General features: G+C 70.2%; 20 protein-coding genes. 3 read left to right on the top strand and 17 right to left on the bottom strand.

Going from position 1 to position 26,834, the window contains the following annotated elements; translation table 11 throughout:
* Positions 1–2: 2 nt before the first annotated feature.
* Genes ACQP2O_RS25820 through ACQP2O_RS25810 form a run of 3 tightly spaced genes read right to left on the bottom strand, consistent with a single transcriptional unit; the run spans position 3 to position 5,346 of the window.
* Positions 3–2,528 carry an amylo-alpha-1,6-glucosidase gene (locus tag ACQP2O_RS25820; protein WP_433190224.1) on the bottom strand — a complete coding sequence of 842 codons (2,526 nt, stop codon included), beginning with the start codon at positions 2,526–2,528 and terminating at the stop codon, positions 3–5.
* A 24-nt stretch (positions 2,529–2,552) separates the two neighbouring features.
* On the bottom strand, positions 2,553–3,869 hold the full coding sequence (locus ACQP2O_RS25815) for a DUF1593 domain-containing protein (RefSeq protein ID WP_433190221.1): 1,317 nt from the start codon (positions 3,867–3,869) through the stop codon (positions 2,553–2,555).
* 13 nt (positions 3,870–3,882) lie between these two features.
* Complete coding sequence (locus tag ACQP2O_RS25810) at positions 3,883–5,346, bottom strand: glycoside hydrolase family 28 protein (protein WP_433190218.1); 1,464 nt, start codon at positions 5,344–5,346, stop codon at positions 3,883–3,885.
* 443 nt (positions 5,347–5,789) lie between these two features.
* On the opposite strand from ACQP2O_RS25810, the gene ACQP2O_RS25805 reads away from it, so the two are divergent.
* Positions 5,790–7,286, top strand: a complete 1,497-nt coding sequence (locus ACQP2O_RS25805; protein WP_433190215.1) for an exo-alpha-sialidase — start codon at positions 5,790–5,792, stop codon at positions 7,284–7,286.
* 23 nt (positions 7,287–7,309) lie between these two features.
* Positions 7,310–8,776, top strand: a complete 1,467-nt coding sequence (locus tag ACQP2O_RS25800) for an ABC transporter substrate-binding protein (protein ID WP_433190213.1) — start codon at positions 7,310–7,312, stop codon at positions 8,774–8,776.
* A gap of 99 nt (positions 8,777–8,875) precedes the next feature.
* Here ACQP2O_RS25800 and ACQP2O_RS25795 read toward each other — a convergent pair whose 3' ends face one another.
* The 14 genes from ACQP2O_RS25795 to ACQP2O_RS25730 form a co-directional block, all read right to left on the bottom strand.
* Positions 8,876–10,144, bottom strand: a complete 1,269-nt coding sequence (locus tag ACQP2O_RS25795) for an SAV_2336 N-terminal domain-related protein (RefSeq protein WP_433190210.1) — start codon at positions 10,142–10,144, stop codon at positions 8,876–8,878.
* The gene (locus tag ACQP2O_RS25790; RefSeq protein WP_433190207.1) at positions 10,137–11,141 is read right to left on the bottom strand and encodes an AAA family ATPase; all 1,005 of its coding nucleotides are present in this window, start codon (positions 11,139–11,141) and stop codon (positions 10,137–10,139) included. The genes ACQP2O_RS25795 and ACQP2O_RS25790 overlap by 8 nt, the downstream gene beginning before the upstream one ends.
* A gap of 16 nt (positions 11,142–11,157) precedes the next feature.
* Positions 11,158–12,345, bottom strand: coding sequence for a hypothetical protein (locus ACQP2O_RS25785; RefSeq protein ID WP_433190205.1), 1,188 nt, complete (start codon positions 12,343–12,345; stop codon positions 11,158–11,160).
* A 1-nt stretch (position 12,346) separates the two neighbouring features.
* On the bottom strand, positions 12,347–13,456 hold the full coding sequence (locus tag ACQP2O_RS25780; RefSeq protein WP_433190202.1) for a CHAT domain-containing protein: 1,110 nt from the start codon (positions 13,454–13,456) through the stop codon (positions 12,347–12,349).
* Between the two features lie 229 nt (positions 13,457–13,685).
* Entirely contained in the window at positions 13,686–15,422 is a 1,737-nt protein-coding gene (locus tag ACQP2O_RS25775) for a hypothetical protein (RefSeq protein WP_433190199.1), read from the bottom strand.
* 2 nt (positions 15,423–15,424) lie between these two features.
* Complete coding sequence (locus ACQP2O_RS25770) at positions 15,425–16,369, bottom strand: AAA family ATPase (RefSeq protein WP_433190196.1); 945 nt, start codon at positions 16,367–16,369, stop codon at positions 15,425–15,427.
* Positions 16,370–16,729, bottom strand: a complete 360-nt coding sequence (locus ACQP2O_RS25765) for a CU044_2847 family protein (RefSeq protein WP_433190193.1) — start codon at positions 16,727–16,729, stop codon at positions 16,370–16,372.
* 230 nt (positions 16,730–16,959) lie between these two features.
* Positions 16,960–17,556, bottom strand: a complete 597-nt coding sequence (locus ACQP2O_RS25760) for a hypothetical protein (protein WP_433190190.1) — start codon at positions 17,554–17,556, stop codon at positions 16,960–16,962.
* Positions 17,557–17,753: 197 nt separating this feature from the next.
* Positions 17,754–18,980, bottom strand: coding sequence for a cytochrome P450 (locus ACQP2O_RS25755; RefSeq protein ID WP_433190187.1), 1,227 nt, complete (start codon positions 18,978–18,980; stop codon positions 17,754–17,756).
* Positions 18,981–19,008: 28 nt separating this feature from the next.
* Complete coding sequence (locus ACQP2O_RS25750) at positions 19,009–19,941, bottom strand: PDR/VanB family oxidoreductase (protein ID WP_433190184.1); 933 nt, start codon at positions 19,939–19,941, stop codon at positions 19,009–19,011.
* Between the two features lie 166 nt (positions 19,942–20,107).
* Positions 20,108–20,902, bottom strand: coding sequence for an IclR family transcriptional regulator (locus tag ACQP2O_RS25745; protein ID WP_433190181.1), 795 nt, complete (start codon positions 20,900–20,902; stop codon positions 20,108–20,110).
* 7 nt (positions 20,903–20,909) lie between these two features.
* The gene (locus tag ACQP2O_RS25740; RefSeq protein WP_433190178.1) at positions 20,910–21,302 is read right to left on the bottom strand and encodes a RidA family protein; all 393 of its coding nucleotides are present in this window, start codon (positions 21,300–21,302) and stop codon (positions 20,910–20,912) included.
* A gap of 41 nt (positions 21,303–21,343) precedes the next feature.
* The gene (locus ACQP2O_RS25735; RefSeq protein ID WP_433190176.1) at positions 21,344–22,828 is read right to left on the bottom strand and encodes a carboxylesterase/lipase family protein; all 1,485 of its coding nucleotides are present in this window, start codon (positions 22,826–22,828) and stop codon (positions 21,344–21,346) included.
* 21 nt (positions 22,829–22,849) lie between these two features.
* Positions 22,850–23,764 (bottom strand): MBL fold metallo-hydrolase, encoded by a 915-nt coding sequence (locus tag ACQP2O_RS25730; RefSeq protein ID WP_433190173.1) that lies wholly within the window; start codon positions 23,762–23,764, stop codon positions 22,850–22,852.
* Between the two features lie 180 nt (positions 23,765–23,944).
* On the opposite strand from ACQP2O_RS25730, the gene ACQP2O_RS25725 reads away from it, so the two are divergent.
* Entirely contained in the window at positions 23,945–26,740 is a 2,796-nt protein-coding gene (locus ACQP2O_RS25725; protein ID WP_433190170.1) for a helix-turn-helix transcriptional regulator, read from the top strand.
* Positions 26,741–26,834: the final 94 nt, after the last annotated feature.

The following is a 26,834-nucleotide window of genomic DNA, read 5'->3' as shown; positions in this document are numbered from 1 at the left end:
GGTCAGAACTCGACGTGGCTGCGTCCGGCCGGCACTCTGACGCGGTGGGCCCGGCCGTTCCCGGGGATCACCACCACGTCCGTGGGCGCGTCGGCGGTGATGTCGAAGGAGGCCCCGTTCTTCGACATCACGAAGTCGCGCACGGCGACCCGTCCGCCCCTGGCGCGGAAGATCGGTAGCCCGTCCCTGGTCAAGGTCGTCGACCGAGGGCCCGAGGTGATCGCGTACCGGTGCCCGCGCAGCACCAGGTTCGCGAGCGAATTCGTCCCGGGGAGCGTCACGCCGCCGAACATCAGCGCCTCGGGGTCGTCGCCCCACGGGTCGTCCGACAGCAGTTCCTGCATGGTCTGGACGGCCATGGCGTTGCTCCACGAGTAGGTGCGCCAGGCGGTGTCGACGGCCGAGTCCATGATCGACTGGCCGGGCTCCGGGTCGAACGACTCGGGGAACCATCCGTCACGGTCGTACGCGTCCAGGTACATGCGGGCGCTCCGTGCCGCGAACTCACCGGCCTCGCGCTCGAAGCCGTAGCGCTTGAGCCCCTCGTAGACGGTGAAGTTCATCGGCGGCCACGCCGCGCCCTTCCACTGCTCCGGCGCCGTGCCGTCACCGTATTTGGTGAAGAACCTGAAGTGCCTCGACCGCGGATGCACCGGGCCACCCGAGCAGTACGTCGGGTCGTCGCGTGCGACGCTGGGGATGACGTAGTCGCCCCAGAACTCCTCCCGGTCGAGCAGGTGCTCCTCGACGAGCACGCGAGCGCGCTCCGGCGTGGCGAGCCCGGCGAACAGCGGATAGAAGACGGTCGGTGTCACGACCTCGTTCCAGCGGCCGTCCAGGTAACGGCTCAGGTACAGCCCGCGCTCCTCGTTCCAGAGCCTGGCGTTGACACCTGCCTTGATCCGCTCGTAGATCGCGTCGAACCGGGTCGCGTCGGCCGACCTGCCCTGCGTTCGCGCCATCTTCGCCAGGATCTCCGCCATCAGCGCGTAGTAGGCGTTCAGCGCGACGTCGGTCAGGTTGCTGTTCGGACGTGGGTCGCCGCTTCCGCCCTTCTTCGGGATCTTCTGGTAGTCGGCGTAGACGGGGCTGTCGTCCAAGCCCAGATGGTTGCCGCGCCCGCCGACACGATCGCCGAAGTAGGGAGATTCGAGCAGGCCGTCGCCGTCGGCGTCCCACTCCGGCAGCAGATCGAAGAACGTGACCAGCTGGGGGTAGACGGTATCGACGAGGTCTCGATCCCCGAGCCTGGTGTACAGCCGCCACACCGCGTACGCGTGCATGGGCCCGGAGTTCTGCTGGTCGTACCGCGGTCCGTTGATCTTCACTTGGTTCGGTGGTGGCGGCGCGGCGAAGACGTCGCGCTCGTGCTGCATGGCCAGATCGGCGCTCACCGACGCGGCCTCGATCGCGTCGAAGGCGGAGTCCCATCCGGTGAACAGGCCGCCGGCGCCGCCCCAGCCCCACATCACGAAGTTGCGGAGGGTCGTCTTGTCGTAGTTGGTGTTGAGCGACAGCGCGTCTCGGACGGCGTCGGCGACGCGCCCGACGGGCCCGGTGCCGGTGAGGTAGCCGCGAGCGACCCGTGCCTGGGCGGAGTCGAGCAGGGCGATCACCTTGTGCCGCGGCGCGGGCTCAAGGGTGACCGGCACATCGTCGCAGGTCGCGGTGAAGGTGATCGTCTGCCCCTTGGCCAGGTCGTAGCGCAGCGCCGCGACGGCGGTGCCGGCCGTGCCGGACTTGCCGGTCTCACCGGCGATCATGTCGCCGACCGATGCGTAGAGCGTCGCGCGCCGGGCCGGCTCGTCCGGCGCCAAGGCGAAGTGGCCGGTCCGCGACGGGTTCAGCGGGCCGGGTTCGGTGCCGAGCACGCATCCGTTCGCCAGCGCGAACGTCGGAGTCTCGGTCCACGGCGCAGCCGCTTCGAGCACGATCGACAGGTCCGCGTCGAGCGCCGTCACGGCCGCGACGACGCTGCGGCCACCGTCGGTCCGCGCGTAGCGGACGCGAATGCTCCGCTTCTGCGCCTGGACCATCGCGTACGTCGCCTCCAGCTGCGGAAGCGTCGCCTGGGCCTGGGTGACCTCCTGTGCGGTGAACCAGTCGGGATGCGCGATCACCTCACGCAGCGCGTCGAGATGCGCCGGCATGATCTTGCGGTCGTCCGAGCTGACCACAACCTGTTTGTAGACGCCGTCGGGAGCCGAAGGGCCGAATCGCCAGAGGTTGCCGGTCATCTTCTCCCGGATCAAGGCTCCCGACGCCGTCAGCAGGCCCACCCGGACCGCGAATCGGGCCTCGTCGCGCGTCACGAACAACGCGCCGGTCCAGTCCTGGTCCTTGACGCCCGGCATGGCGAACGGGCGGGCGAGCGTCGGGTATGGGATCGCCGTTCGATCGGTGACGGCCGGCGGACCACTCGTCGGCGTCGCGGCGCGGGACGCCGGTCCGAGCGACTCCACGGTCAGTCCGCCCAGCCCCACCAGGCCGGTACCGACCAGGAATCGCCGGCGTGCCATGTCCGTCATCGCGGCTCCTATCGATTCGCTCTGTCAACGCCGGGCGGAAGCGCAGCGGAGCATCCGTTCGGCGAAATCGCGCAGGTAGTCCACGCGCCACTGGTTCACGCTCTTCGCACCGGGATAGCCGCCCTCGGCTGCCGCGGGATCCTGATCGTCACACCACCAGTTCGGATGGACGGCGGACGGCCTGCCCGCGCGCTCGGTCGGTGGCGGTACGGCGGTGAACGCGCCGGACAGGCCGTCGAGCCCGGCGAAGTCGCTCTGGATCGCGTACGACCAGACCTGTGGCGCCTTCGGGGAGAAACGAAAACGCAGCACTTCGCCGTCGTTCAGCGCAGGAGCCGGAACCCGGCCATCGACCACCATTCGGGCGGAGTTCTCGGCGGTGAAGCCGTCGGGGACCGGCAGGGCGATCTCGGTGACGCCGTAGGCCTCGACCGTGTCCGCCGCGGTCGTCAGGCGGTCGAAGACGCTCTTCCGGCCATCCCAGACGCACACGTACCGTCCGCCCCAACTCGGCTTTGCGGGGTCCTGGGCGCCGTGCAGGAACCAGGCGACGGCCGGGGTGTCGCCCATTTTCAGCTCGCCGCCGCGCTGGGAGGCGAAGAAGTCGCCGAGCGCTCCCTTGCCGGCGATGTGCGTCTGGACGAACGCGCTGTCTCCCCACTCGCCGGTCTGGTCGCCGCCGACGAACCAGCCGCGATACGTCGAGTTGGACTCGATCATCCAAAGCTTCGGGTGGTGGGTCTCGATGTAGTTGTAGGCGTCGACGCTCCACATCTTGTTCGGCCCGCCGATGAAATAGACGCGTATCCTCGGCATGATGTCGGGAGCGTCGTGCAGCGCCTGCGCGAGGTCGTCGATTCCGCCTCCGATCAGGATGTTCAACGGGCGCGGATCATGACGACGCGCACGTTGGACGATCCATCTCGAGCCTTCGGTCGGGTGGCCGAATCCCGCGGGCCGTTGCCAGCCGTATCCGGACCCTCCCTGCTTGGTGATCGCGCGCAGCCTGTCGGGCTCGGGGTAGTGAGGGGAATACGTCCTCAGGTACGGAAAGTCGCGCTCGTAGACGTCGATGACGTCGAGAATCGGCTGTGCGCTGTCCGTTCCGGGCGGCGAGTGGACCAATCCCTCGATGTCGAAGCGGTCCGCGTACACGAGGAGATGGACCATGGACTGCCAGTCGTCCGGGTCGGTGCCGCCGATGTCGTCATTCCAGATGATGCGCGGACGGCGGTGCGGGCGGCCCCGGGCGGCGGCAGGCGAATTCGCCAGTGCGGCCGAGCCCAACGCTGTTCCCGTCGCCAACGCCGCGTAGCGCAGAAAGTCTCGTCTTTGGACCATGCGGGCGCCTTCCTCACGCGTGTTTCGTGACCGGAGGCGTGGGCACCGGCTCGCCGCCGACGGTCACTCGGTCGAAGACCAGACCGTCGACGTTCGCGATGGTGCTGTCGCTCTCGACGTTCGTGAACACGCAGTTCACGAGGCGGATATCGCGCAACGGGTCGTCCGGGTAGCCCCGCAGGGTCATGGGAGCGCGGCTCGTATCGCAGGACAGGTCGCGGATCTCGATGTTCCGCACGAGAGGGGGGTACGAGCCGGTGTTCCCCTCACCGTGATACAGGTCGATCGAGATGGTCTCCTTCCGCAGCGTGCTGATGCGGATGTCGCGCAGGTAGACGTTCTCGACGAAGCCGCCGCGCACCGAGTTGGTCTTGATGTACAGGCCGAAGTACAGGTTCGGGCTGCCCATGGTGCAGCGGCGTACGAACACGTTGCGGATGCCGCCGGTCGTGTCGCTCCCGATCGCGACCCCGCCGTAGCGGATCCGCATGTCGCAGTCCTCGATGAGGACGTCCTCACAGGGCACGTTCACCCGCCGTCCGTCGGCGCCACGACCGGCCTTGATGGCGATGGAGTCGTCGCCCGCGTCGAACACGCACCGCTGGATCACCACGCCCGAGCACGACTCGGGGTCGCAGCCGTCGTTGTTGGGCCCCTTGCTGTTGACGTGGACGTCGCGCACGGTGACGTTCGCCGAGAGCACCGGGTGGATCTCCCACATCGGCGACCGGACGATCGTGACGCCCTCGACCAGCACGCCGCGGCAGCGGTAGAACTGCAGGAAGTTCGGCCGCAGGTAGTGGCCGGCGCCGAACACCCGCCGCTCCACGGGGACGCCCCGGTCGGCCATGTCCTGCAGCGCCGCCCAGTCGGCGCTCTCCTCGGGGTCGCCCGGATGCCAGCCGTAGTGCGTGTCGCCCACCCACGGCCACCAGTGCTCCACGCCGCCCTGCCCGTCGAGCGTCCCCGAGCCCGTGACCGCGATGTTCTCCTGGCCGTACGCGTAGATGAAGGGCGAGTAGTTGTAGCACTCGATGGAGGAGAAACGGGTGTAGACAGCCGGCAGGTAGGCCGCCGGGTCGGTGCTGAACAGGATCGTCGCTCCCTCGCCGACGTGCAGGTCGACGCGGCTGCGCAGGTGGATCGCGCCGGTGAGGAACGTTCCCGCCGGGACGTCGACGTGGCCGCCGCCGGCGGCATGACAGGCGGCGATCGCGCGGCGGAACGCCTCCGTGCAGTCGGTCGTGCCGTCGCCGACCGCGCCGAAGTCGGTGACGGCGAACCGACGGGCGGGAAACCGCGGCGGTCGGACGCGCCGGCTGATCTCCGCGGCGCGCCGCCACCCGGTCACCGCGCCGCTCACCGGTGACGTGCCGGTCTCCGGCGACGTGGCGCCGGGGGCGATCCCACTCAGTACCGCGCCGCCGGCCGTCGCCGCGACGCTCGTGGCGAGGAAGTCTCGTCGTGACCATGTCATGTCGGCCTCCCTAGAGTGCGGGGCTGAGGTTCTCCCAGCGGACGGTCCAGGTGCCGTCGTCCGGGCGCGGCGGACGGGAAATGTCGGCGATCGAACACGAGACACTCCTCAACGCGGCCCACAGGCTCGCGTGTTCGGCGGACCTGGGCATGACTTGGGACAACGTCGTGAATAAGGGAGCGCGTCACGGCCTCCGCGCTCTCATGGGCGGGTGCGGGAAAACCTTTGCCTACTCGCGGAGGCTCGCACCGTACTCGACTGCGGTCAATACCGCGACCGGGATCGGACATGTCCGGAACGGATGCGTCAAGGAGGTTGTTGACAATCTTCCGAGCGCGGCGCACGATGCGGGCCGGTCGGGAAAAGGTTTGCCTAGATCCGAGTGTCGTCCGTGACCGAGCGGGAGCCGCGCCCTGCCGTCACGTCAGCGGAAGGTGACCCGCATGCGATTGGTGAGCAAGACCGCGTGGATCACGGCGCTCCTCTTCCTCGTGCCGCCCCCGGTGATGGCGGCGACGGCCACGTCGAACGGTGCGCCACGCCAGGTGGTGGCGGCGGCCCCGACGGCGGCCCGCCCCCTCATCGACTGGACCGCCCCCTATCCCCAGGACGACCAGCCCACCCGGGGATACCCCGTGCTCGGAAACCTGTCGACGACCGAGCTGTACCACGCGACCCCCGCCACCGGGACCTACAGCCACCACCCGATGGTGACCGTCCAGGGCCGCACGCTGTACACCTCGTGGTCCAACGGCGTGGTCAACGAGGACAACCCCGGCCAGCGGGTGCTCGGCACCGTCTCGACCGACGGCGGTAGCTGGGCCGGGTGGAAGGTCTACTTTCCGCCGCACGACAAGACCCCGCCGGACGAGCCCGGTTCCGACGGTCGCGTCCCCGGCCGCGTCGTGACCGCCGACGGGTACGCGACGATCGGCGGTGACGTCTACGCCGTCGCCGAGGTCTGGGACTGGGTGCGGACGGAGTCCGACACCGTCAAGCGGGGATGGGGGCGCATCGCGCGGCGGGTCGCGCCCAACGGCACACTCGGGCCGATCTTCTGGCTGGAGATGACCTCACCCGAACCCAAGCCCGGCTTCCCGAGCTATCCGAACGCCTCCGACCCGAGGTACGGCGCGATCGCGCGGCAGATCGCCGCGTACCTCGCCGACCCTCGCAACACCCCACCGTGGGATTACAAGAGCGGCTGGACCGAAGACGTTCCCGCCGCCGACGGCCAGAAGCTCGCCCACCCCACGCACGCCTACGTCCAAGCCGATGGCACGTACGTGCGGATCTGGCGCGACTCGAACACCGGCCGGCTCTACGCGCAGGCGAGCCACGACCACGGCAGAACCTGGGACCCGGCCATCCGCACCAGCCTGCCCGACGCGCGCAGCAAGTCGTTCGTCGGCCGGCTGCCGGACGGTCAGGCGTACATCGTCGGCAACGAACAGCCCGGCGGCCACCGCGATCCGATCTCGATCTCTCTCGCGAGTGACGGAGTGCACTTCGATCGGGTCGGTGTGATCCGCTACGCCGCCCCGCCGCTGCGCTACACGGGCGCCCACAAGAACCTCGGATTCGAGTACCCGTCCGCGATCGCCACGAACACGGACCTCTGGGTCGTCTACTCGGTCAACAAGGAGGACGTCGCCATCACCAAGGTGCCACTGTCATCGCTGCCCGTCACCGTGGCCGACCTGCCCGGCATCATCCTCGAGGGCGCGCAGACCCACGCGATCAGCGCCGGCCTCGCGGTCCAGCTGATCGGCCAGGCCAACAAGATCTTGAAGGACGTCGGGAGCGGCGCGAGCGGACCGGCCATCGCCAGTGAACTCGGCGCCCTGGACCGACGGGTCGGCGAACGGTCCGGCAAGGGCATCACGCCGGCGTACGCGACGCTGCTCGCGCAGGACATCAGGACCGCGACCAACGGCTGACCGATATGTGGAGGTGTAACGAAGTGAAAAGCCAGTTCACGCGACGGCTGCTCGCATCGGCGATTGCGGTCCTGGTGCTCGGATGGGCGCCGAAAGCGGCCGCCGGCTCGGCGAAAGGCAGCGCGGCGGACGACTGCGTCGGCGGCGTCAATGTGCCCAACCGCTACAACCAACCCTTCTGCGTCAAGAACGACGAGGTCCTCATCTTCGCGGCCAACTACAAGCCGTTCGAGGCGACGGTCACCCCGCAGCGTACGGCCGAAAAGGTCTTCGACACGGTCATCGGTGACAAGCTGCGGCAGGCCTTTCCGAATCTCAAGATCAAATATGCTACGTGGGACTACCCGGTGCGCTACGAGGATCTGCAGGCGGCCGGAGTCGTACCGGACATCATCCTCGACAGTCCGTACAACCGGATCGCCCGGGACCTCAAACCGCGCGGCTGGGTTCAGGACATGACGCCGATGATCAAGCAGGCCGGACTGGACGTCGGCAAGCTCGACCAGGCCGCGGTGGAGCAGGTGAAGTCGCGATCCGCCGGTGGGCTGTACGGGGTTCCCGTCTTCGTCGACGACTACGTGCTCTACTACAACAAAAAGATCTTCGACAAGTTCGGGGTGAGATATCCGAAGCCGGGGATGACCTTCGACCAGATCTACAAGTCGGCCAAGAAGCTGACCCGGCAGGTGGGGCTCGACGCCTACAAGGGGTACATGCAGCATCCCGACTACTACCTGCAGTACAACCAGATGGGGTTGTATCCGTTCACGCCGACCGGCAGCTGGAATCCCGCGCCCGAAGATATGAAGGTGGATATCACCACGCCGGGATGGCAAAAGCTCACCGACAGCCTCAATCGGCTCCTCTCGATTCCGCACAACGGATTCACCACGACCAACGACTTCCTCAAGGGAGACATGAGCCGTCCGGGCCATGTCGCGATGGCCGTGGACACACTGAGCAAACTGCCCACGTACGCCGGCAACGACCTCTTCATCAAGCAGTCCGACGTGCCGTCCTACGATGAATGGCGGAAGAGCATCGGCGTCGGCGTCACCTCGGTTCCGGTGCTCGGCAAGGGCTCGCACGCGACGTACCAGCCCAATGAGACCGCGGCCTTCATCCCGCCGCAGTCGCGCCACCAGCAGGACGCGATGAACATCGTGAAGTGGCTGGTGTCCGAGGATGGGCAGGCCGAGCTGTCACGTCACGCCATCAAGGGAGTTCTGCCGAGCCCGGCGGTCGTGAACAGCTTCGGCAAGGCCGTCCCGGAGCTCACCGGCGTCGACACGTCGGGCGTGTACTGGGGTTCGAACGCGGTGCTGCAGAACTACCAGAACACCAAGTACTGGGACATCCCGATGTACGCGGTCTTCCGCCAACACGTGCTGCGGGACGGCATGACGACCGGCTCGGCCCTGACCGCCGCGGAGACCGAGGACATCCCGGCCTACATCAGGAGCCAGGCCGCCGCCGGTCTGGACTGGTAGCGCAGCCGGACCCGCAACGCGCCGGTGCCGCGGCCCGCCCACGAGAAACAGGGCACCGCGGTCACCGGTGTGCTGCCTCGGTAAGCCACGGACGATTCTCTAGATGTGCATGGACAGGCCGCTGACCTCTCGTCGTAGCCGTCGTGCCTCCTCGTCTCCCAGGTAGGAGCCGAGTTCCTCGCGTACTCCAGGGTGAAAGTCATAGGACGGCGCCAGCGGGTCGGTCCGGTCGGGGGACGGGAGCCGGTGGAGCAGGCCGCCGAGCATCACCTCTGCGAGGTGGAGCGTCGTCGTCTTCCGCATGAGAGCCTGCACGCGGCGCATTACGCGGAGGTTCAGCGGGACGGCCGAGAGCTGTACGGCGAGTTCGAAGGCGAGTGGGGAGACCGAGGCACGGAACCTGCCCACAAGGTCACGCGAGGTCGGTGGCTCCGCCGCGGGAGGCCGTTCGCGCGATGGCGTCCTGGTGAACAGGGCGACTCCCGTGCGGGCGGCGCTGGTGCGCCCGGTGACGACCCTGCCCCACCAGTTGATCCATTCGGGATCGAGTCTGAGGACGGGGATCGGAGCCCCTTCAGGGGTAATGCCGGGCGTCTCCGTGAGTTCGGCGCGCAGCCCGGCGTTGGCGGTTCCGGGCCGGAGCGCCGACAGGCGTACCCGGAAGAACTCCGGGCCACATCGGCTCCACAGCCGCTCGACGAGCGGCTGCACAACGGTCACGAGTCCCGATCGGGCCCAGATCTCGAGGGTCGCGGCCATCCTGCCGTCCTGCCACGCGCTGCCCACGCAGTCGCTCAGCACGAGGATGACGCGTTCTCCGGGACCTCCGGCGAGCTCCCGGACGCTGCGCACCGGACCGTACGACGAACGCCGCCGGAGTCCGAGCGGACCGTCGGTGTCGAGCATCCAGACCCGTACGTCCCGAAAGCCCCCGGTGCGCTGCAGCAACCGGGATGTCTCGTCGATCCACGACCGCCAGATGACCATGGATGGGCCGTCGTCGACCACGAGGACGGCGTCCAGCCATCGTTCGGATGCGGGCCGGAATACGGCGCTCCCCGCGCCGCCCGCGGCGTACCACTCGGCGGTCGCCGCCTCATCCAGGACGAAGGAGGTCCTGGACGGCACCGTCTGCAGCAACGGCCGCAGCGCCCGCGTGATCATCGCCCCTGATGGCCCGGCTCCGGGGGATGCCCGGTCGACCTCATCCGGCGGATCGCCACGACCGTCCTCCTCGGGAACGCCCAGGGGATGGTCCGGATGCGTGGGAAGGTACCGGGCCAGCCACAGCGCGTCGGCGATCTCCACTGCGTCCGGAGGCAGTCCCGCGTCGGCGAGCGCGGCGAGGACGCGTTCGAGGTCAGCCATCGTCGGTGGTCGCCGAACGCAGGATCTCGTCCGCGAGCCGCGCGCGACGCTCGGAGCCGCCGAGACCGCTGGTGGCCAGGTAGATGGCGTTGAGGAGTTGGTCGGTGGTCGTTTCGCCGTAGCGCCGCGCCTCCAGGAACCGCTCGATGAGGGTGGACGCCTGCGCCATGGCCTCCTCCCCCAGATGGGCGGTGACGATCTGGGACAGCCTCTCAATAGACGGTGGGGCGAGCTGCAGCCGCACGCATCGCCGGAGCATGCGGGGTGGGAACTCGCGTTCTCCGCTACTCGTGATCACCACGATCGGGAAGGTCCGGCATCGGATCTCGCCGTGTCTGATGAGCACGCGGTTTCCGCCCTCGCCCGCGATCTCGACGTCCGGGACGTAGTGCGCGAGCCGGGCGAGCTCCGGGATGACGAACGCCCCCTCTTCGAAGATGTTGAGGAGGTCGTTCGGCAGGTCGATGTCGCTGTTGTCCAGTTCGTCGATCAAGACGACCCGGGGGCGATCCCAGGGCAACAGGGCCGTGCCGAGTGGGCCCAGGCTGATGTACCTGGCGACCTCTGGGCGGTCCCATGGGGAACCCACGTCAGCAACCCTGTCGGTCACGGCCACTTGAGCATCCTGGAGTCGTCCGATGGCGTCGTACCGGTACAGGCCCTCCTGAAGCGTCGACCGGCTCGTGATGGGCCAGCTGAGCACCGGCCCGAGGCCGAGCTCGTGGGCGATGCTGTAGGCGAGCGTCGACTTTCCACTGCCCGGCGCACCGGTGACCAGGAGCGGTCGCCGCAGGTACAGCGCGGCGTTGACCGCCTCGACCTCGCCCGTGGCCGGCTGGTACGTCACGCCGCGACGGTCGAATCCGCCCTCGGCGGGCGCGATCGGGGGGCCGCCCCCGAACGCCCGCCACGGCGGAGGCGGCGGTAGCCGCGTGATGCCGTCATGCGGCACGCCGGCTCCTCGGTAGATCAGCCAGTCATCGGCCTGATCGGTCATCGTCTCCTCATCTCTGTCACCGGGGGAACGCGAGCGGGGCGAAGGGTTCGGGCAGCCGGTCGGGGTCGTCCCACAGGAGGCCGAGCGGCACCGGATCCACGAGCGGGGCTTTGATCTCCCGCCGTAGCCGGTGCACGTACTGGGGCAGCCGTCCGATCTCCCGGCGCGTGATCACCGACTCGAGTTGACGAATGGGTGCCGCCATGGCGGGCTCCGCGCCGCCACGGCCCCAGAGCATCGCCGGGACGCCCGCGTTCACCATCATGCCGAGGGTGGCGTCGTCCGGCACGCTGGAACGCGGGTCGAAGAACGCGAAGCTCGCATTCTCCGCGATCTGCGGATTCAGACCACTGCGGGGTACCTGCAGCAGGTATTCCGGGTCCAGTCGTGGAACCTGCAGGTGCCGCCATCGTTCCCGCCACCGGTCGCGCAGTTCCGAATCACGCGAACGGATCCGCTCCCGGTCACGGACGACCACCGGCCAGAGACGTCCGAACCCGTGATCGCCGAGCCGCCATTCGTCGACCGCGAGCCCGAGGAGCCGGCGCGGCAGGATGAACTCCACGGACATCTCGGAGTTTCCCGCGATCCGGCTGTCGAGGTCGCGCAGCACGGGTCCCACGACAGTGGGGATCTCGTCCAGGCGCCACCCATGGTCATCCGCCAGGAGAGTGACCGGGTAGTCGTCACCTTCCACTTGGGACCACACGGTGGTCCGGTAGGTGTCTTCGACGACGCCGGCGGGCTCCACTTCCACCATGGCGAAATGGCGGACGCCGGACCGCAGCGTACGGGACAGCACTCTTCGGGTGACGTCCGAAAGGACGGTCGTCTCTTCGGCCCGGCCGCGCTCCGAACGGCCGACGACGGTCGGGAGCTCGTCGGTGCGCGCGATGACGCCGCGCTCGGTGAGAAGGTTCAACCACATCGACCGCGGACCTGCGGCCTCGTCGGCGACGGCCACGAACCTGACCGGACCGTACGTCCCGCCGAACCGATGCAGGATCAGGGCCGAGTCGCCCAGCGCCTCCACGGTGACCCAGGGCCCGCCGGCCAGCATGATCGTGAAGGCGAGCTCCTCCTCATCGTCGTACGGCCACGCGCCCTCCCCGGCGAGCACGAGGTCGACCTCGACGAGGTAGGCGAGGCCCGGCGTCATCCGGCGGGGCCAGCGGACGACCGGTTCTATCTCCAGCACCGCCATGTCACCCGCCTCCGCCGTACAGCGCGACGGTGGTCTCCGGACCGCCGAAGTACAAGTACATGTAGGAGTTCACGAACCGGAGCATGTCCTTGCCCCGACGGCGGTCCGCGACCGGCGGCAGTTCGGCCACGGCGGTGATCCGCCGGTAGTCCCGGAGCAGCGTGGCGACCGGGACGCCGGGCTGCTCGCGCAGGCGCCGCAGTACGTGCTCGGCGACCGAGCGCGCCTCCGTCTCGAGCACCGCTCCCGCCGTGCCCACGAAGCCGTACGCTCCGGAACGAAGGAAGATCTCGGCGAACCCGCGGATGGTCGCATCGTTGATGTGCGGGTCCGTGATCAGCCGACCCGAGTGACAGGCGTTGATGAACACCAGCCCGCCGGAATCGGTGATGCGGGCGAACGTCCGCCAGTCGACCTCACCCACTGACAGGCCGCCGAGGGTGAGCTCGAACCCGGTCTCACCGTACGTCCCATGACAGGCGACGTAGATGAGGGCCAGTCCCGGACCGGGCGTCTCGAGCTCGGTGAACAGCTCCGACACCGTACCGGCCAGCCGCTCCGCGGGGAGCGGCAGGAAGGCGCGGTCCTCACGCATCTCCTCGGCGATGTAGCCGGCGATGTCCCCGGCGCACCGCCCGGAGACGTACGGCACGGGACCGTCGGGCGCCTGGATCGTCGTCCACCGGGTGACGGTGGCCAGTGCCCCCAGCCATCCGCCGGCCGTCCGGCCGGCGCGGTCCGGCGGCAGCCAGAACAGTTCCCAGGGGATGTCGAAACCGCTGTCGTCCCAGATGATCAAGCGGAGGTCGTCGCCGTGGCGGAGGAGGAGGCGCCGCAGCCAGTCCAGCAGTTCGTATTTGGTCCTCGACCAGCTCCGCATCCGGTGCAGGGTCTGGGTCGGTGACTCGCCTCCCTCACCCCCGCTGATGAGCGTGCCGAGAGCGATCTGCGGCGGACGGCCATGGCGTTCGTTCTTGGTGGGGGCGAGGTTCTCGCCGCAACAGCAGAATCCGATGAGCTGGAAGACCGCGTGCCCGGGCACGCCGTCGAGTGCGGCCCGGGTGACCGTGAGCTCAGCCGTCGCATGCGGCAGCCGGTCATCGCGGTTCACCGTGCTCCCCCCGAGCCGTTCGGCTTCGCCCGTCGGCAGATCGGGCGGCGGACTCGCTCCAGGCGGACCTCCCAGGCCCGGCCGGCTTCCCGGGCCAGGCGGAGCTCCCGAGCCGGGCGGGGCCGTACCCTGCGTTCCCTGGCGGAAGAGCAGGCCGGCCAACCGGCGGGTCGCCCCACTCACCCGACTTCCCTCACCGGGCACGCGATCGAAGCAACGGTCCACTCGCTCATGCGCCGGCGCCTCCCAGATCGGCGGCCGGCTCATCGGCGCTCCGCAGGTCGGCGCCCAGAGCGTCTGCCAGCCTGCGGGTCAGCGACGCCTGTGGCCGTGGACCCGGGTCGATGACGACGCTACGCACCCGGCGTAGCTCGCGGATACGGCCGGCGACCTCCAGGGCGTCGTCCACGCCTTGCGTGGTCACGGGCGGCTCGATCCGTCCGGCCAGGCTCGCGCTGAGCGGCACGTTGCCGCGTCCGTCCGTCACGACGAGGAGCAGGGACTCCCCGTCCATTGCCGAGCGCAGCATCTCGTTGGCCAGCACCAGCCCGTGGGCCAGCGGAGTGGCGTGCCCCGGTGGGCGCTCCATCGCGTCGGCGACGCGGGGGTCGAGGAGGCTGCGGGTGGCGAAGAGCCGGGCGCGCAACTCGTCCTCGCCCGCCGCTCCGACCTCGACAACGCAGACCGTGGAGCGTACGGAGTAGGCCCAGCGCAAGTATGGCGCCACCGCCGGATACCAGTTGCGGCGCGTGGTGTGGTCGAGCACGAGCACGAGGAGGCGGGCCGGATGGGACACGCGCCTGTACGCACGCAGGTCGGCTGCGGACAGGTGCGGCCGGTGGGGCGGTCCCGCGAAGTGGCCGGGGCATCGGATCCGCTGGAATCGGGCGGCCACGAGGAGGGTCGGGACCACGGCGATGTCCCGGACGTCCAGCGTCCGCGTCGTACCGACCGGCGCGCCGCGGGCGGCCCGTCCTTCCCGATCCGGCTCGTGAAGGACGGACAACGGAACCGACGCGTCGCCGCCCGTCTCGTCCTCCGGGTACGGCGATGGCGCTTCCTCCACTGGACCGGCCGGAAGCGACTCGGCCCGGTCCGGGATGACGACCGGAACCGATTCACGGACGATCGCCTCCCGGCCGATGTCCGTGTACCTCTCGGCGGCCTCCGGCCCTGCGGCCTCTGGTCCGGAGCGTTCCGGCCCGGCGGGCTCCGCACCGATCGGCTCCGCCGCGGCAGCCCCGGTCGACGGCCCCGGGATCGCCAATCCGATCAGTCGTGCGGCCGCGTCCACGTCCGCCGGGGTGACCGCGGGCAGGCCCCGCAGCCCGGCCAGCGCCCGGGCGATGCGTGCGAGCGCGAGGTCGCGGCGGGCGCCCGTACCGGCTGGGGCGAGTTCAGTCACCCGGGAGGCGGCGGCGGGCGGGAAGTCCGGGATGCCGCCCGAGTGACCGTACGCCGGCATCCGTATCCCCCGCGTTCCCTCCCGAAGCCCGGCGGCGTCGATCCGGAGCGCGAACCGGTCCAGCAGGTGCGCGGAGACCCTGCTCGCGTCCTCACGCGAGCAGGCCGCGAGCCATCGCGCCCGCGGATGCCAGGCCATGCTCACCCCGTCACGTTCAAGATGTGCCACGTCCGCCCCGAGTGTCGCGACGGCCGCACGTTTGGCGGCGATGCTCACCCGTGCGAGGTCCGGCACCGCGACGACCTGCGCTGCCCCGGCCAATCGGCCGGGGACGATCCCGAGGCCGTCCACGGAGGCGTCGAGCGTGCTCCACAGGCCCTCCTCGGTGCTCCCCGCTGTCAGCAGGAGAAAGGCTGCTCTCCGGCCGAATCGATGAGCGAATTCACGGGCCAACGTCACCAGGGTCCCGGGAGCCATGTCGAAGAACAGGATTCCCGACAACCGGTCATCGACCGCCATACAGGACAGCGCGGTGGAGACGCGCTCTGCCGCGGACTCCATGCTCAGCCAGCCGCGATGATCTCGCTGAGCCGGGCCGTGTCCTCCGGCGTCCAGTCGATGCCGTCTCCGTATGCCGCCTCCGGCCGGCGATGTGCCACGGCGAACGGGGCGACGGAGGCGACGTCCTCCGCCGTGACCTCCTTCCGCTCGTTCAGCGCCGCGCGAGCCTGCGCCGCCCGGGCCATCACACTTTCGCCGCGGTGCCCGGCCGCCCCGAAATCCTCGGCGATCTGGGCGCACAGCCGCACCATCGGCACCGGGACCTCGACCGCCGCACAGCGCGCGCGGGCCGCGACGAGCCGGCCGAACCACCGCCCATCCCGTTCTCGGCCCTCGGCGATCCAGGCCGATCCGTCCTCCACCGACTCCCGCTCGAACCTCAACACGGTCAGCAGGATCTCCTCGCGTCGCGCGGTGCCCTTCTCCGCGGACACGGGGACGACCATGCCGAAGCGGTCGAGCAGCTGAGGTCTCAGCCCACCTTCCTCAGGATTCATCGTGCCGACCAAGGTGAAGGAGACCGGGACCTCCGGCAGGTCCAGCCCTTCGCGCTGAACCACAAGGAATCCGGTGGACGCGACGTCGAGGATGATGTCGACGAGGTGATCGTCGAGGAGGTTCACCTCATCGATGTACAGAACCCCGCCGTTCGCCTGCTCGAGGAGACCGGGCAGGCGCTGGGGCTCACCGCGCATCAGAGCGTCGACGTTCCAGCCGCCCAGCACGCGGTCGTCCGTCGCGTTGAGGGGCAAGGTGACCGGCAGCCGTCCGTCGTAGACCATGCGGCAGAACGCCCGCACCGTCGTGGATTTCGCGGTGCCCCGCTCTCCCGTGATCAGCACCCCGCCGATCGATGGCGCGACGTACGCGAGCTCCAGTGCCTCCCGAAGCGCCCGCTGGCCCACGATGTAGCTGTACGGAAGAAGGGCGACCGTCGAGGCGGTCATTCACGACGCCTTCCACCGCAGGGTGACCTGCAGCTGCGCACCACCCGAGAGCTCGACTATCTTCGCGCCGACCTTGGTGTCCATCTTCACGGCGAGCTGCATCTCGACCTCGTCCGGCCGCCGTTCGTCGGGCATCGCCGCAATGCGTTCCGCGACCGCGTCCGCGCACGACTCCACGAGATCCATCGCCTCGCTGAAAAGTGGCCGGCTCACCTTGGTGATCCTGTCCGCGAGACCGTCGCGCGTCGGTTGATCGTAGATGTCCGCGAGCTCCGCACGGGCCACTTCGGCCTGCGTGTCGTCGACCTCGATGAGAATCTGGGCTCTGCCTCTTCCATTGTCCACCGAAACGACGGTCACGCGCGCCTCCCCTTCGTGCCCCCGCAGTCCAGGCTCCCATAGTTCAGGTCGGATGTCGGCCGCGCAATCGCTGTGGGAAAAGTCGATACGAATACGGGATTGTCCGTACGTGCGCATCTTGCAAAGGGAGATGTTGCCGGCGCGATGCGCACATGCGACGCCCTTCTGGCCGCAGCAGCTCACACTCCCCTATACAGATGCTTGCGACGAGTTGGGGAGCGGTATGGCCGTCAGCGCGTGTTCTGCGGCGTCAGCCACGGGGAGACGCGATCACGATCGAGGAGCTCGGGCTTGGCGAGCTGGTCCAGCATGAGGTGCACCAGGTCCGCCGCGTCCTGTGTCCACGCGTAGCACTGCTCTTTGCCTCCGCACTCGATCGCGGCGCGGCTCTGCGCGGCGGCGACGATCGCCGGGGCGTCGGCCCGGACCTGCTCTCCGTCCGCGACAGGGTCCCGGAGCGGCGTCCCGGCCGCCGCGGCGACACCCGCGACGTCGGACAGCTGGTCGTGCAGCCAGTCCCAGGGGGCGGCTTTGACCTCGTCGGCCCAATGACGTTCGCATGGTTCGACACCGTCGAAGCGCGGGTGGAAGTGCGCCGCCTCGAACCCTCCGCGCACGCCGTCGATGCGATCGAAGAGATCGGCTCGCCACAGCGGCTGATCCGCCACGATCCGTTGGGCCGCCGACTCGGTCCCGCGATGAGGCTGGGGGCTTCGCAGGCGCAGCTCGATGCGCACCCCGTGCTCGAGGTGACTGTCCTCGAGGCTGACCTCGAACCAGTGCCGGACGAGGATCGCGATCTCGTTGTAGACGAAGGCGTGTAGCACCGCACCGCTCCTCAGGCGATCGTCGGGTGGCCGCCCAGGCGCAGGGCCACGATCAGTGGTCGATCACGGTCGGCGCCCGGACCGCCGAGGCAACGGATCATTCCTTTCATGCCCACCGAGCGCGCGCAATCACCAGCCGCGTGGCTTCGGCCACCCGGACACTGCCCTTGGCGACCGCCGGAAGATGGTGTCTTTGTTCAATGAACGTCGCCGTTCCCGGACGGCCGGACGCGCACGGGCAGGGACTCCCATGAGCGCAGAGTGTTGTTCGGGTGGCGGCGTGGTGTGCCGGTGAGTTCGATCCGTTCGACTCGGCGGGCCAGGGCGGTGAGCAGAGTCTCGGCTTCCAGGCGGGCGACGTGCTGGCCGACGCACTGGTGGATGCCCATGCCGAAACCGACGTGCCCGGACGGGTCGCGGGCGAGGTCGAACCGGTCGGGCTCGGCCCAGCGGGCCGGATCGCGGTTGGCCGACCCGAGGAACATGAGGATCTTCGTGCCCGCCGGGATGACGGTGTCCGCGATCGTCACGTCGGTGGTGGCGGTGCGGAAGAACGTCTGGACGGGCGACTGCCAGCGCACCGCCTCGTCGAACGCGACCCGCGCCGACTCCGGCCGCTCCCGAAGGCGTCGCCACTGGTCGGGGTGCGTGGCGAAGCCGTAGAGCGCAGCCGCGAGGCCGTGCACGGTGGTGTCGACGCCGGCGGTGAGCAGAGAGCGCACCACCAGCGGCGCCTGCTCGTACGTCAGTTCCCCACGGTCGGCGGCGGCCCAGATCCGGGCGCCGAACCCGTCCTCGCTCAGCGCCTCGCGGGCGCACTGGGCGTTCACCCACGCCGACAGTTCGGCCACGCGGTGCGCGTCGGCCCGCACCAGGTCATTGACGGGTCCGAAGGCGTTGAAGGCGAGATTGCCGTACGGCAGGAGGTTCTCGCGTCCGTCGGGGCCAAGGCCCACGGCGTCCGGGAAGACCCGCAGCGGGAACGCCTCGGCCAGCGCCGTGAACGCGTCGAACTCCGGCCCGTTCGAGAGCACCTGGTCGACCAGTTCCTCGGCGCCCGTGGACCACGCCGCGCGCAGGCGGCGCAGAGCGGGCGGGGCGAGGATCTCGCGCAGCACCCGGCGTGGGGCGTCGTGCCGGGGCGGGTCGGCCTCCAGGAGCAGGCTCGGCGGGCGCCACGGCTCCTCGCGGCGGAAGTCGGCCAGGCCCACGCCCGCGCCCGACTCGAAGTGCTGCCAGTCCACCAGGGCGGCGTGCACGTGCTCGTAGCGGGCCAGGGCGTACACGTCGTAGCGGGACAGGTACACGACGGGACCGGCCGCGCGCAGGGCCTGGTGCAGTGGTTCCGGGTCCAGGAGGACCGCGTGGGCGAATGGGTCGACATCGTCGGCGGGTACGACGGCACGCTCCGGTGCTTCGGTCATTGCGGCTCCTTCGGGAAGCGCGGAGGTCTCACAGGTCGAGGACGAGACGGTCGCCGCAGGACCGCGACACGCACAGGAGCATGCAGTCGTTCGCGGCCCGTTCGTGGTCGGCGAGGGCGGAGTCCCGGTGGTCGGGGCGGCCGTCCAGGACGGGCGTCAGACACGTGCCGCAGGTGCCCTGCTCGCAGGAGGACAGCACGTCCGCTCCGGCTCGGCGCACCGCCTCCAGCACGGAGACGTCCGGGGTGACGGCGACGGTGCGTCCCGTCCGCCGCAGCTCCACCTCGAACGGGGTGTGCCTGAGCGGCTCGGCCTCGGCGGCGGTGAAGCGTTCGGTGCGAAGCGCGTACGGCGGCCAGGACGCACAGGCCGCCTCCACCGCGGCGAGCAGCGGGGCGGGGCCACAGCAGTAGACCTTGGTGCCCGGGCGCGGCGCGCTCAGCCGGGCGTTCAGATCCAGCAGCCCGAACTCGTCCTGCGGGACGATGCGCGCCCGCTCGCCGTAGGCCGCCGTCAACTCCTCGCGGAAGGCCATCGACGCACGGGTCCGGCCGCCGTACAGCAACCGCCAGTCCGCACCGAGCAGGTCCGCCTGCCGCACCATCGGCAACAGCGGCGTGATGCCGATGCCGCCCGCGATGAACAGGTACTTCTCCGACGGCACCAGCGGGAAGTGGTTCCGCGGGCCGCCGACGCCGACCCGGTCACCAGGCCGGAGCCGGTCGTGCACGTGGGCGGACCCGCCCCGGCCTGCGGGCTCTCTCAGGACGGCGATCCGGTAGGTCCGCGCGTCCCATCGGTCGCCGCACAGGGAGTACTGCCGGGTCGTCCCGTCCGGGAGCACCAGGTCGATGTGGGAACCCGGCGTCCAGTCCGGCAGCCGGGCGCCGTCCGGGTGCCGGAGTGTGAGGGACACGACGCCCTCGGCCACCCGTTCCTTGGCGGAGACCGTGAGAGTCACCGCGTTCGCCGCTCTGCCCGGCGTCGGCCGTCTCGTACCGCCGCCGGACACGGCATCCGCAACCACGTCGTCGCCTCCCACGCTTGGGTTGGAGGCAGGATGCGCGGCCAGGACGGACGGCCGCGAGGGCATTCTCAAACAGTGAGAGACGAACTTCCGGCGCGCTTCACACCGCGTGCGCACTGCCACCCGAGCCATGACGTCGCCCCCGAGGGTCAGGGGCCCCGAGTGCGCGCGAGACACCGCGTGCGGCGGTCCGCACCACCGGCACGACAGCCGTGGCGCCGGCCTCGTTCGGTACGATCACCGCCAGCGCGGCCACCACCTCGCCGCTGCCGCCGCGTACCGGCGCCGCGATGCCCAGCGCGTCCGGGTGCACGTACCCCGGGCAGTACGCGTACCCCTGCCGGCGGACCTCGGCCAGCATGGCCCGCAGCCGTGCGGCGGTGGCGGGAGTGTCCGGGGTGTAGCGGTCCAGCGGCCCGGCGAGCACCCGCCGGCGCAGGTCGGCCGGGCCATGTGCCAGGAGTACCAGGCCGCTCGAGGAGACATGCAGGGGCAGGCGGCCGGCGATACGCGTGTAGTTGATCACTGCCCCCGGTGCCGACAGCCGTTCCAGGAACAGCACCTCGTCACCGTCCAGCACCCCGAGCTGCACGTGGTGGCCGACGACGTCGTGGACGCCCTCCATGAACGGCATCGCCACGTCCCGCAGCGACAGAGCGGGCGACGCCCGCGTCCCCAGCTCCCACATGCGCATGCCGATGCGCACCCGGCGATCCGCGTCCCGGGCGAGGAACTCGTGCGAGACCAACTCGGCCACCAGCCGCGACGCGGTCGCCACATGCAGCCCCGTACGCCGGGAGATCTCCGAGACGGTCAGGGCCGGCTCCTCCGGCGTGAACGCCTCGAAGATCCGTACGACCCTGGTCAGAACCGACTCGCCGTTCCGTGTCCTCACCTCACCATCATCGGACGCGGTCGTCCAGCACTGCCAGGGCGTCGACCTCCACGAGCAGCCCCGGCGGAAGCGGCATGTAGACGGTGGTGCGGGCGGGGAAGGGTTCGCCGACGGCCGCGGCGTACGCCTCGTTCATCTCGGCCAGGTGGGCGGGGTCGGTGAGGTACACGCGCAGCATCACGACGTCCTCCAGGCCCGCGCCGCCCGCCTTGAGTACGGCGGTGACGTTGCGCAGGGTCTGTGTGGTCTGCTCGGCGACCGTGGTGCCGACGACCTGGCCCGTGTCCGGATCGAGCGGGAGCTGCCCGGAGACCTGCAGGACCGGGCCCTTGCGGATGCCTTGGGACAGCGGGGCTGCCAGGGCGGGGGCGTTCTCGGTGGTGATGACGGTTCTGGTCATGGTGTTCCTTGAAGGGGATGCGTACAGAGGTGTACGAGGGGTCAGCTCCAGGCCTGTCGTTCCTGGCTGCGGGGGTCGTCGACCTGGGTCCAGTCAGCGTCGATGCGCATGGTGGCCCTGCGCTCGGTGTCGTACGGGTCCCAGCCGAGGTTGCCGGTCCTGGCGAACCGGACCCAGGTCTCGTGCATGCGGGCGGCGAGATCCGCGGGGGGCTTGTCGGGGCCGAGCAGGGCGGCGGGGCCGTGGAGCTGGGGAAGGTGCGCGAGATCGAAGACGAAGGGCAGCTCCACCGCGTGGGTGGCGCCGAGCTCTCCGTCCAGGGCGTGGGAGCGCCAGGCGAACTCGTAGGCGTAGGTGGCGGACCGGGGATGAGCGGCATGTGCGCCGGCCAGGGCCCGGCTGCCCGCGCCGAACAGAGCGTCGCCCATGATGGCGGAGCGCAGCTCGCCGAAGGACGCCTCGGGGCGCGCCTTCCGGTAGGTCTCGACGAGTTGCGCGGGATTCGGGTGCGCGCGGGCCGCCGTGTCGTCGACGTCCCTGGCGGTCGAGGTGGAGTACTTGTCCACGGGGACCAGGTAGAGGTTCCCCTCCTCGGTGTTGGTCCCGATGAGCAGGTCGATGTCGGCGCTGAGGCCGGCGGCGACGGATTCGGCGGGCTGCGTGTCGAGGACCAGGCTGAAGGGGCTGAGTCCGATCAGTGGGTCGCGATGCGTCTCGGACCGCAGGTCGATGCCCGCGAGCTGGGAGGCGGCCTCGACCAGGCGGTCGTCGGAGACGTCCGCGAAGGCGTCGGCATGGGGCTCGATACCCAGGGCCTCGGCTGCCGCCCTGGTGACGCGGGCGGCCTGCTCGGTGGTGAACGCACCCAGGCCGCTACCGCTTTGGACGATCGCCCGGCGAAAGAGACCCGTGGCATCGGGGGTGGCGAGGACGCCACCGACGACGGTCGCCCCGGCCGACTGGCCGAAAAGGGTGACGTTCTGCGGATCACCGCCAAAGGCGGCGATGTTCTCCTGGACCCAGCGCAGCCCGGTGACGACGTCGAGCAGACCACGGTTGGCGGGCGCGCCGGGGAGGTCGAGGAACCCGGCGATGCCGAGCCGGTAGTTGAGGGTGACGAGGACGACGTCGCCGCGGGCGAAGGCGGAGCCGTCGTACAGCACGGACCGCGTCGACCCGGCGACGAATCCCCCGCCGTGGACGAACACCATGACGGGCAGGTCGCCGTCGGCGGCGGCGGGCGTCCAGACGTTGACGGTGAGGTAGTCCTCGCCGCGGCTCCAACCGGTGCCGAAGTAGGGGGACATGTCCACGCTGCCGAGCTTGCGCTCGGACTGCGGCGCGTTCGGCCCCGGCACGGTGGCGTCCCGTACGCCATCCCACGGCTCGTGGGGCTGCGGCGGGGCGAATCGGCCGGCGCCGCGGGGCGGGGCGGCGTAGGGGATGTTCAGGAAAGCGACGGTGCCGTCGTCCTGGCGCAGGCCGCGGACGGCCCCCTGCGCCGTGGTCACGATGGGGTGGTTCACAGTGATGCCTTTCCGCGGGCCTCAGGCCTGCTCGCCGTACGGGGTGAAGGGGGCCCAGTCCTTGATGGCGAACTTGCTGCCGTCGCGCACGACTTCGGCGGCGCCGTGGCCGCCCAGGTGCGCGGGGATCACGAGTGCGTTGGTGTCGGCCGCCCAGCCCAGAATCTTGCGGCGGGTGGCGCGGGCGCCCTCGGGGTCCTCGCAGAAGCAGCTGTTGGTGTCCGGTTCGATGATCTGCACCGGGCTGTGCAGTATGTCGCCAACGAACACCGCGCGGTCCGATCCGGAGGCGAGGGTCAGCACGGAGGAGCCGGGGGTGTGTCCGGGAGCCGCGTCCAGGCGCAGGTCGGCGTCGATCTGGTGGCTGTTCTCCCACAGCAGCGTCAGGCCGGCCTCGTGCACCGGCGCCACGCTGTCCTCGAAGACGTTCTGGTTGCCGCGGCCGAGCAGCGGCTTGTGACTGTTCTCCGGGTTCCAGAAGTCGAAGTCGTCCTTCGGCATCAGATAGGTGGCGTTGGGGAAGGTGGGAACCCAGCGCGGCCCGTCCAGGTAGGTGTTCCAGCCGACGTGATCGATGTGGAGATGCGTGTTGATCACGATGTCCACGTCCTCAGGCTCGACGCCGGCCCGGGCGAGATTGGCCAGGAAGTCCGTTTCCAGGCGGCTCCAGACCGGCGCGTACGGGCGCTCCTTGTGATTGCCCACGCCGGTGTCCACGAGGATGGTCTTGCCCTCGCTGCGCAGCAGCCAGGTCTGGATCGCGGAATTCACGATATTGGTCGCGGAATCCAGGAAATACGGAGTCAGCCAGGGAGCACCGCTTTCCCAGACTTCCTTCGGACTTTCTGGAAAGAAGGTGTCGGGCGTCATCTCGACGGAACCGTAGTATTCCCAGACCCGGGTGATGGTGACGTTGCCGAGCTTGATCTGTTCCATGTCGCTTCCTCGAGAATTCGGAGGCTTTCCAGGAACCATACGAGCAGCCCTGTACACACGGTATCCGTCACGTGACTGCACCTGCCCACCTGCCCCGGGCACCCAGGCCAGACCGCTTGTAGCCTGGGTGCGGCAAGGCACGGCGACTCCCGTCGAAAAGCCAAAATTCCTGGAGACCCCGTGGACGAGCACGCAGGCGCCCCCCGTGCGGCCGGGGGACCGGAGTCGGATACGGATAAGCCGATCATCGGCAGGGACGCGGAATTGGCACGCCTCTTTCGTGCGATGGACTCGGCGTCAGCTGACCCGGTTCTGATGATTCTCGGTGACGTGGGCATGGGAAAGAGCGCGCTGCTGGACCGCGCGGTGCGTCAGGCCGAAGCGAGCGGCGCTCGCGTCCTGCGCGCCGAGGGCGGCGAGTCGGAGTCAAGCCTGGCGTTCTCCGCCCTGCACCAGTTGCTGCGGCCGGTGTCGGCCGAGGTGGACGGGCTGCCGGACCGGCAGCGCGCCGCGATTCAGGACGCCTTCGGCAAGGGGCCGGCCATGCCCTCGAGCGCACCCGATCCCATGCTGATCGGGGTCGCCGTCCTGAGCCTGCTGTCAGCCGTGGGCGACCGGCGTCCCGTGCTCGTGGTGCTGGACGACGCGCAGTGGTTCGACCGTGCTTCCCTGGACGCGCTGTCCTTCGCCGCCAGGCGGTTGGAAGGCGAACCGGTCACGACGCTGATCGCGGCCCGTGGCGGCGATCACCTCCCGGGATTCGACCGTCACGTGCCGACGCTCACCCTGGGACCACTCGACAACGCTGCGGCCAACCGGCTGCTGGACCTGCAGCCGAAGAGCCCCACCGGCCACATCAGGACGCGGATCCTCGACCAGGCGGGCGGCAACCCACTGGCACTGGTGGAACTGACGAGGGCGGCCACCGCGCACGACACGGCTCCGGGGCTGCCGTCCGCGGGTCCGCTCCCGCTCACCGATCACCTGGAGCGGATCTTCGCCGCCCGCCTGAGCGGCCTGCCCGCCTCCACGACGCGGGCCCTGCTGCTCCTGGCCGCCATGGACAGCGTCGACTCCGCGATCGCCGTCGCGGCCGGGCTTCCGAACGCCGAGGACGATGCCTGGCTGCCCGCCGAGCAGGCCGCACTGGTCCGCCGGACCGGCCGTGACGTCCGGTTCCGTCACCCGCTGATCCGGTCCGCCGTGTATCACGCGGCTTCCTTGGGCGCCCAGCGCGAGGCTCACCTCGCGCTCGCCGAGATGCTGCGGGATGAGCCGGATCGGCGTGCCTGGCATCTGGCCGCCGCCTGCCCGCGCCCGGACGCGACCGTATCGGCGGAGCTGGAGCGGACCGCCGACCGGGCCCGCCGACGCGGCGGCCATGCGGCGGCGGCCAAGGCCCTCCAGCGCGCCGCGGAGCTCTCACCGCAGCGCGAGGACAGCGCCCGGCTGCTGGTCGAAGCCGCTTCGGCGGCCGCGTTCACCGGGGACCTCGCCTGGGTCGAGGAACTGGCCGCCGCGGCACGCGCGCGCACGGATGACCGGTCGCTGCTGGCGTCCGCCGCCGTACAGGCCGGACGGCTGGCGGTCCTGACCGGACGCCACGCCACGGTCTTCTCCCGGCTGGCCGACACCGCCGAGGAGTCGGCGGTCTCCCAGCCCGCCGCCGCGCTGGACCTCCTGGCCGGCGCCGCCGTGGTCCGCTTCTACTCCGGAGACGACGGCCAGCGCCACCGCGTCCAGGGCATCCTGCGACGCCTTCCCGAGGACGGCTCACACGCGGGCTTGCGCACCTGGGTGCGGGCCGTGTCGGACCCCTTCGACGACCGGGCCGGACTCGTCCGCCTGCTCCCGCGGTTGGCCGCCGACGCGGAGACCCGGCCGGAGCGGCTCACCACCGTCGGGATCATGGCGTGGCTCCTCGACGAGACCCCGCTGGCCGTCCGCACCTTCGACGAGGCCTTCGACCGCTGGAGGCTGCAGGGAACGCTGCCCGAGGGGCTGGGCGGCGCGGTCGCCTGGGCCTATGTGGAACGCGGACGATGGGACCAGGCCCGTGCGGCCTGCGCCCGCACCACCGCGATCGGCCGGGCGGCCGGCCTCGACCACGCCGTGGCCTGTGCGGCCACCGTGGATGCCATCGTGCTGGCCTACCAGGGTGACGCGGCGACGGCCCGCGCCCGGGCCGACGACGCGCTCGCCCTGATCGATCCGCTGGAGAGCCGCTCGGTCGCCGTCTATGCCCGTCGCGCGCTCGGTGCCGCGGCAGCCGCGGAAGGCGCGTACGAGACCGCGTACGACCAACTCCGCATGGTCTTCACGGCGGACGGCGCGCCCGTGCACTATCACGCCTCCTATCCGGCCCTCGCGGATCTGGCCGCCGCCGCTGTGCGCTGCGGCCGCCGCGAGGAGGCCGCCCCGATCGTCGAGCGTTCCGCGCGAGCGCTCGCGGAGAACGCCTCTCCCCGCCTGCGTGCGCTGATCAGCCGAGCCCGTGGCCTGCTGGCGGACCCGGAGGACGCCGAGCCGCACTTCCGGGCGGCCCTGGCGGACCCGGTGCTGGAGCACTGGCCCTTCGAACGCGCCCAGACCCTGCTCGACCTCGCCGAGTGGCTGCGGCGCCGTCGGCGCATCGCAGAGGCGCGGGCGCCGCTCGCCGAGGCCCTGGAGACCTTCCGCCGCCTGGGCGCACGCCCGTGGATCGAGCGAGCCCGGGCCGAGTCCCGCGCCGCCGGCCTCGACGTCACCGACTCCACCCCCGACGCGCTCGCCGAACTCTCCCCGCAACAGCAGCAGATCATCAGGCTCGCCGCCCGTGGGCTGACCAACCGCGAGATCGGCGAGAGGCTCTTCCTGTCCCCGCGCACGGTCAGCTCGCACCTCTACCGCAGCTTCCCCAAGCTCGGCATCACCGCCCGCTCCCAGCTGCGCGACCTCATCGAGGGCGCCCTCGCGACGGCCGGCCACCAGGAATAAGGGCACGCCCGGCCGTAGAAGCAGTCACCTGACGCATACCGCGCGCCATTTCCGCCGGACCAGACTGACCACAAGGGCCCGCGCTGGACGCGGC

Origin of the sequence: Actinoallomurus sp. CA-150999 (assembly GCF_050942425.1) — a bacterium.
Lineage (GTDB): Bacteria > Actinomycetota > Actinomycetes > Streptosporangiales > Streptosporangiaceae > Actinoallomurus.
The sequence above is the reverse complement of the archived record's forward strand: the minus strand, read 5'-3'. Positions and strand labels throughout refer to the sequence as shown.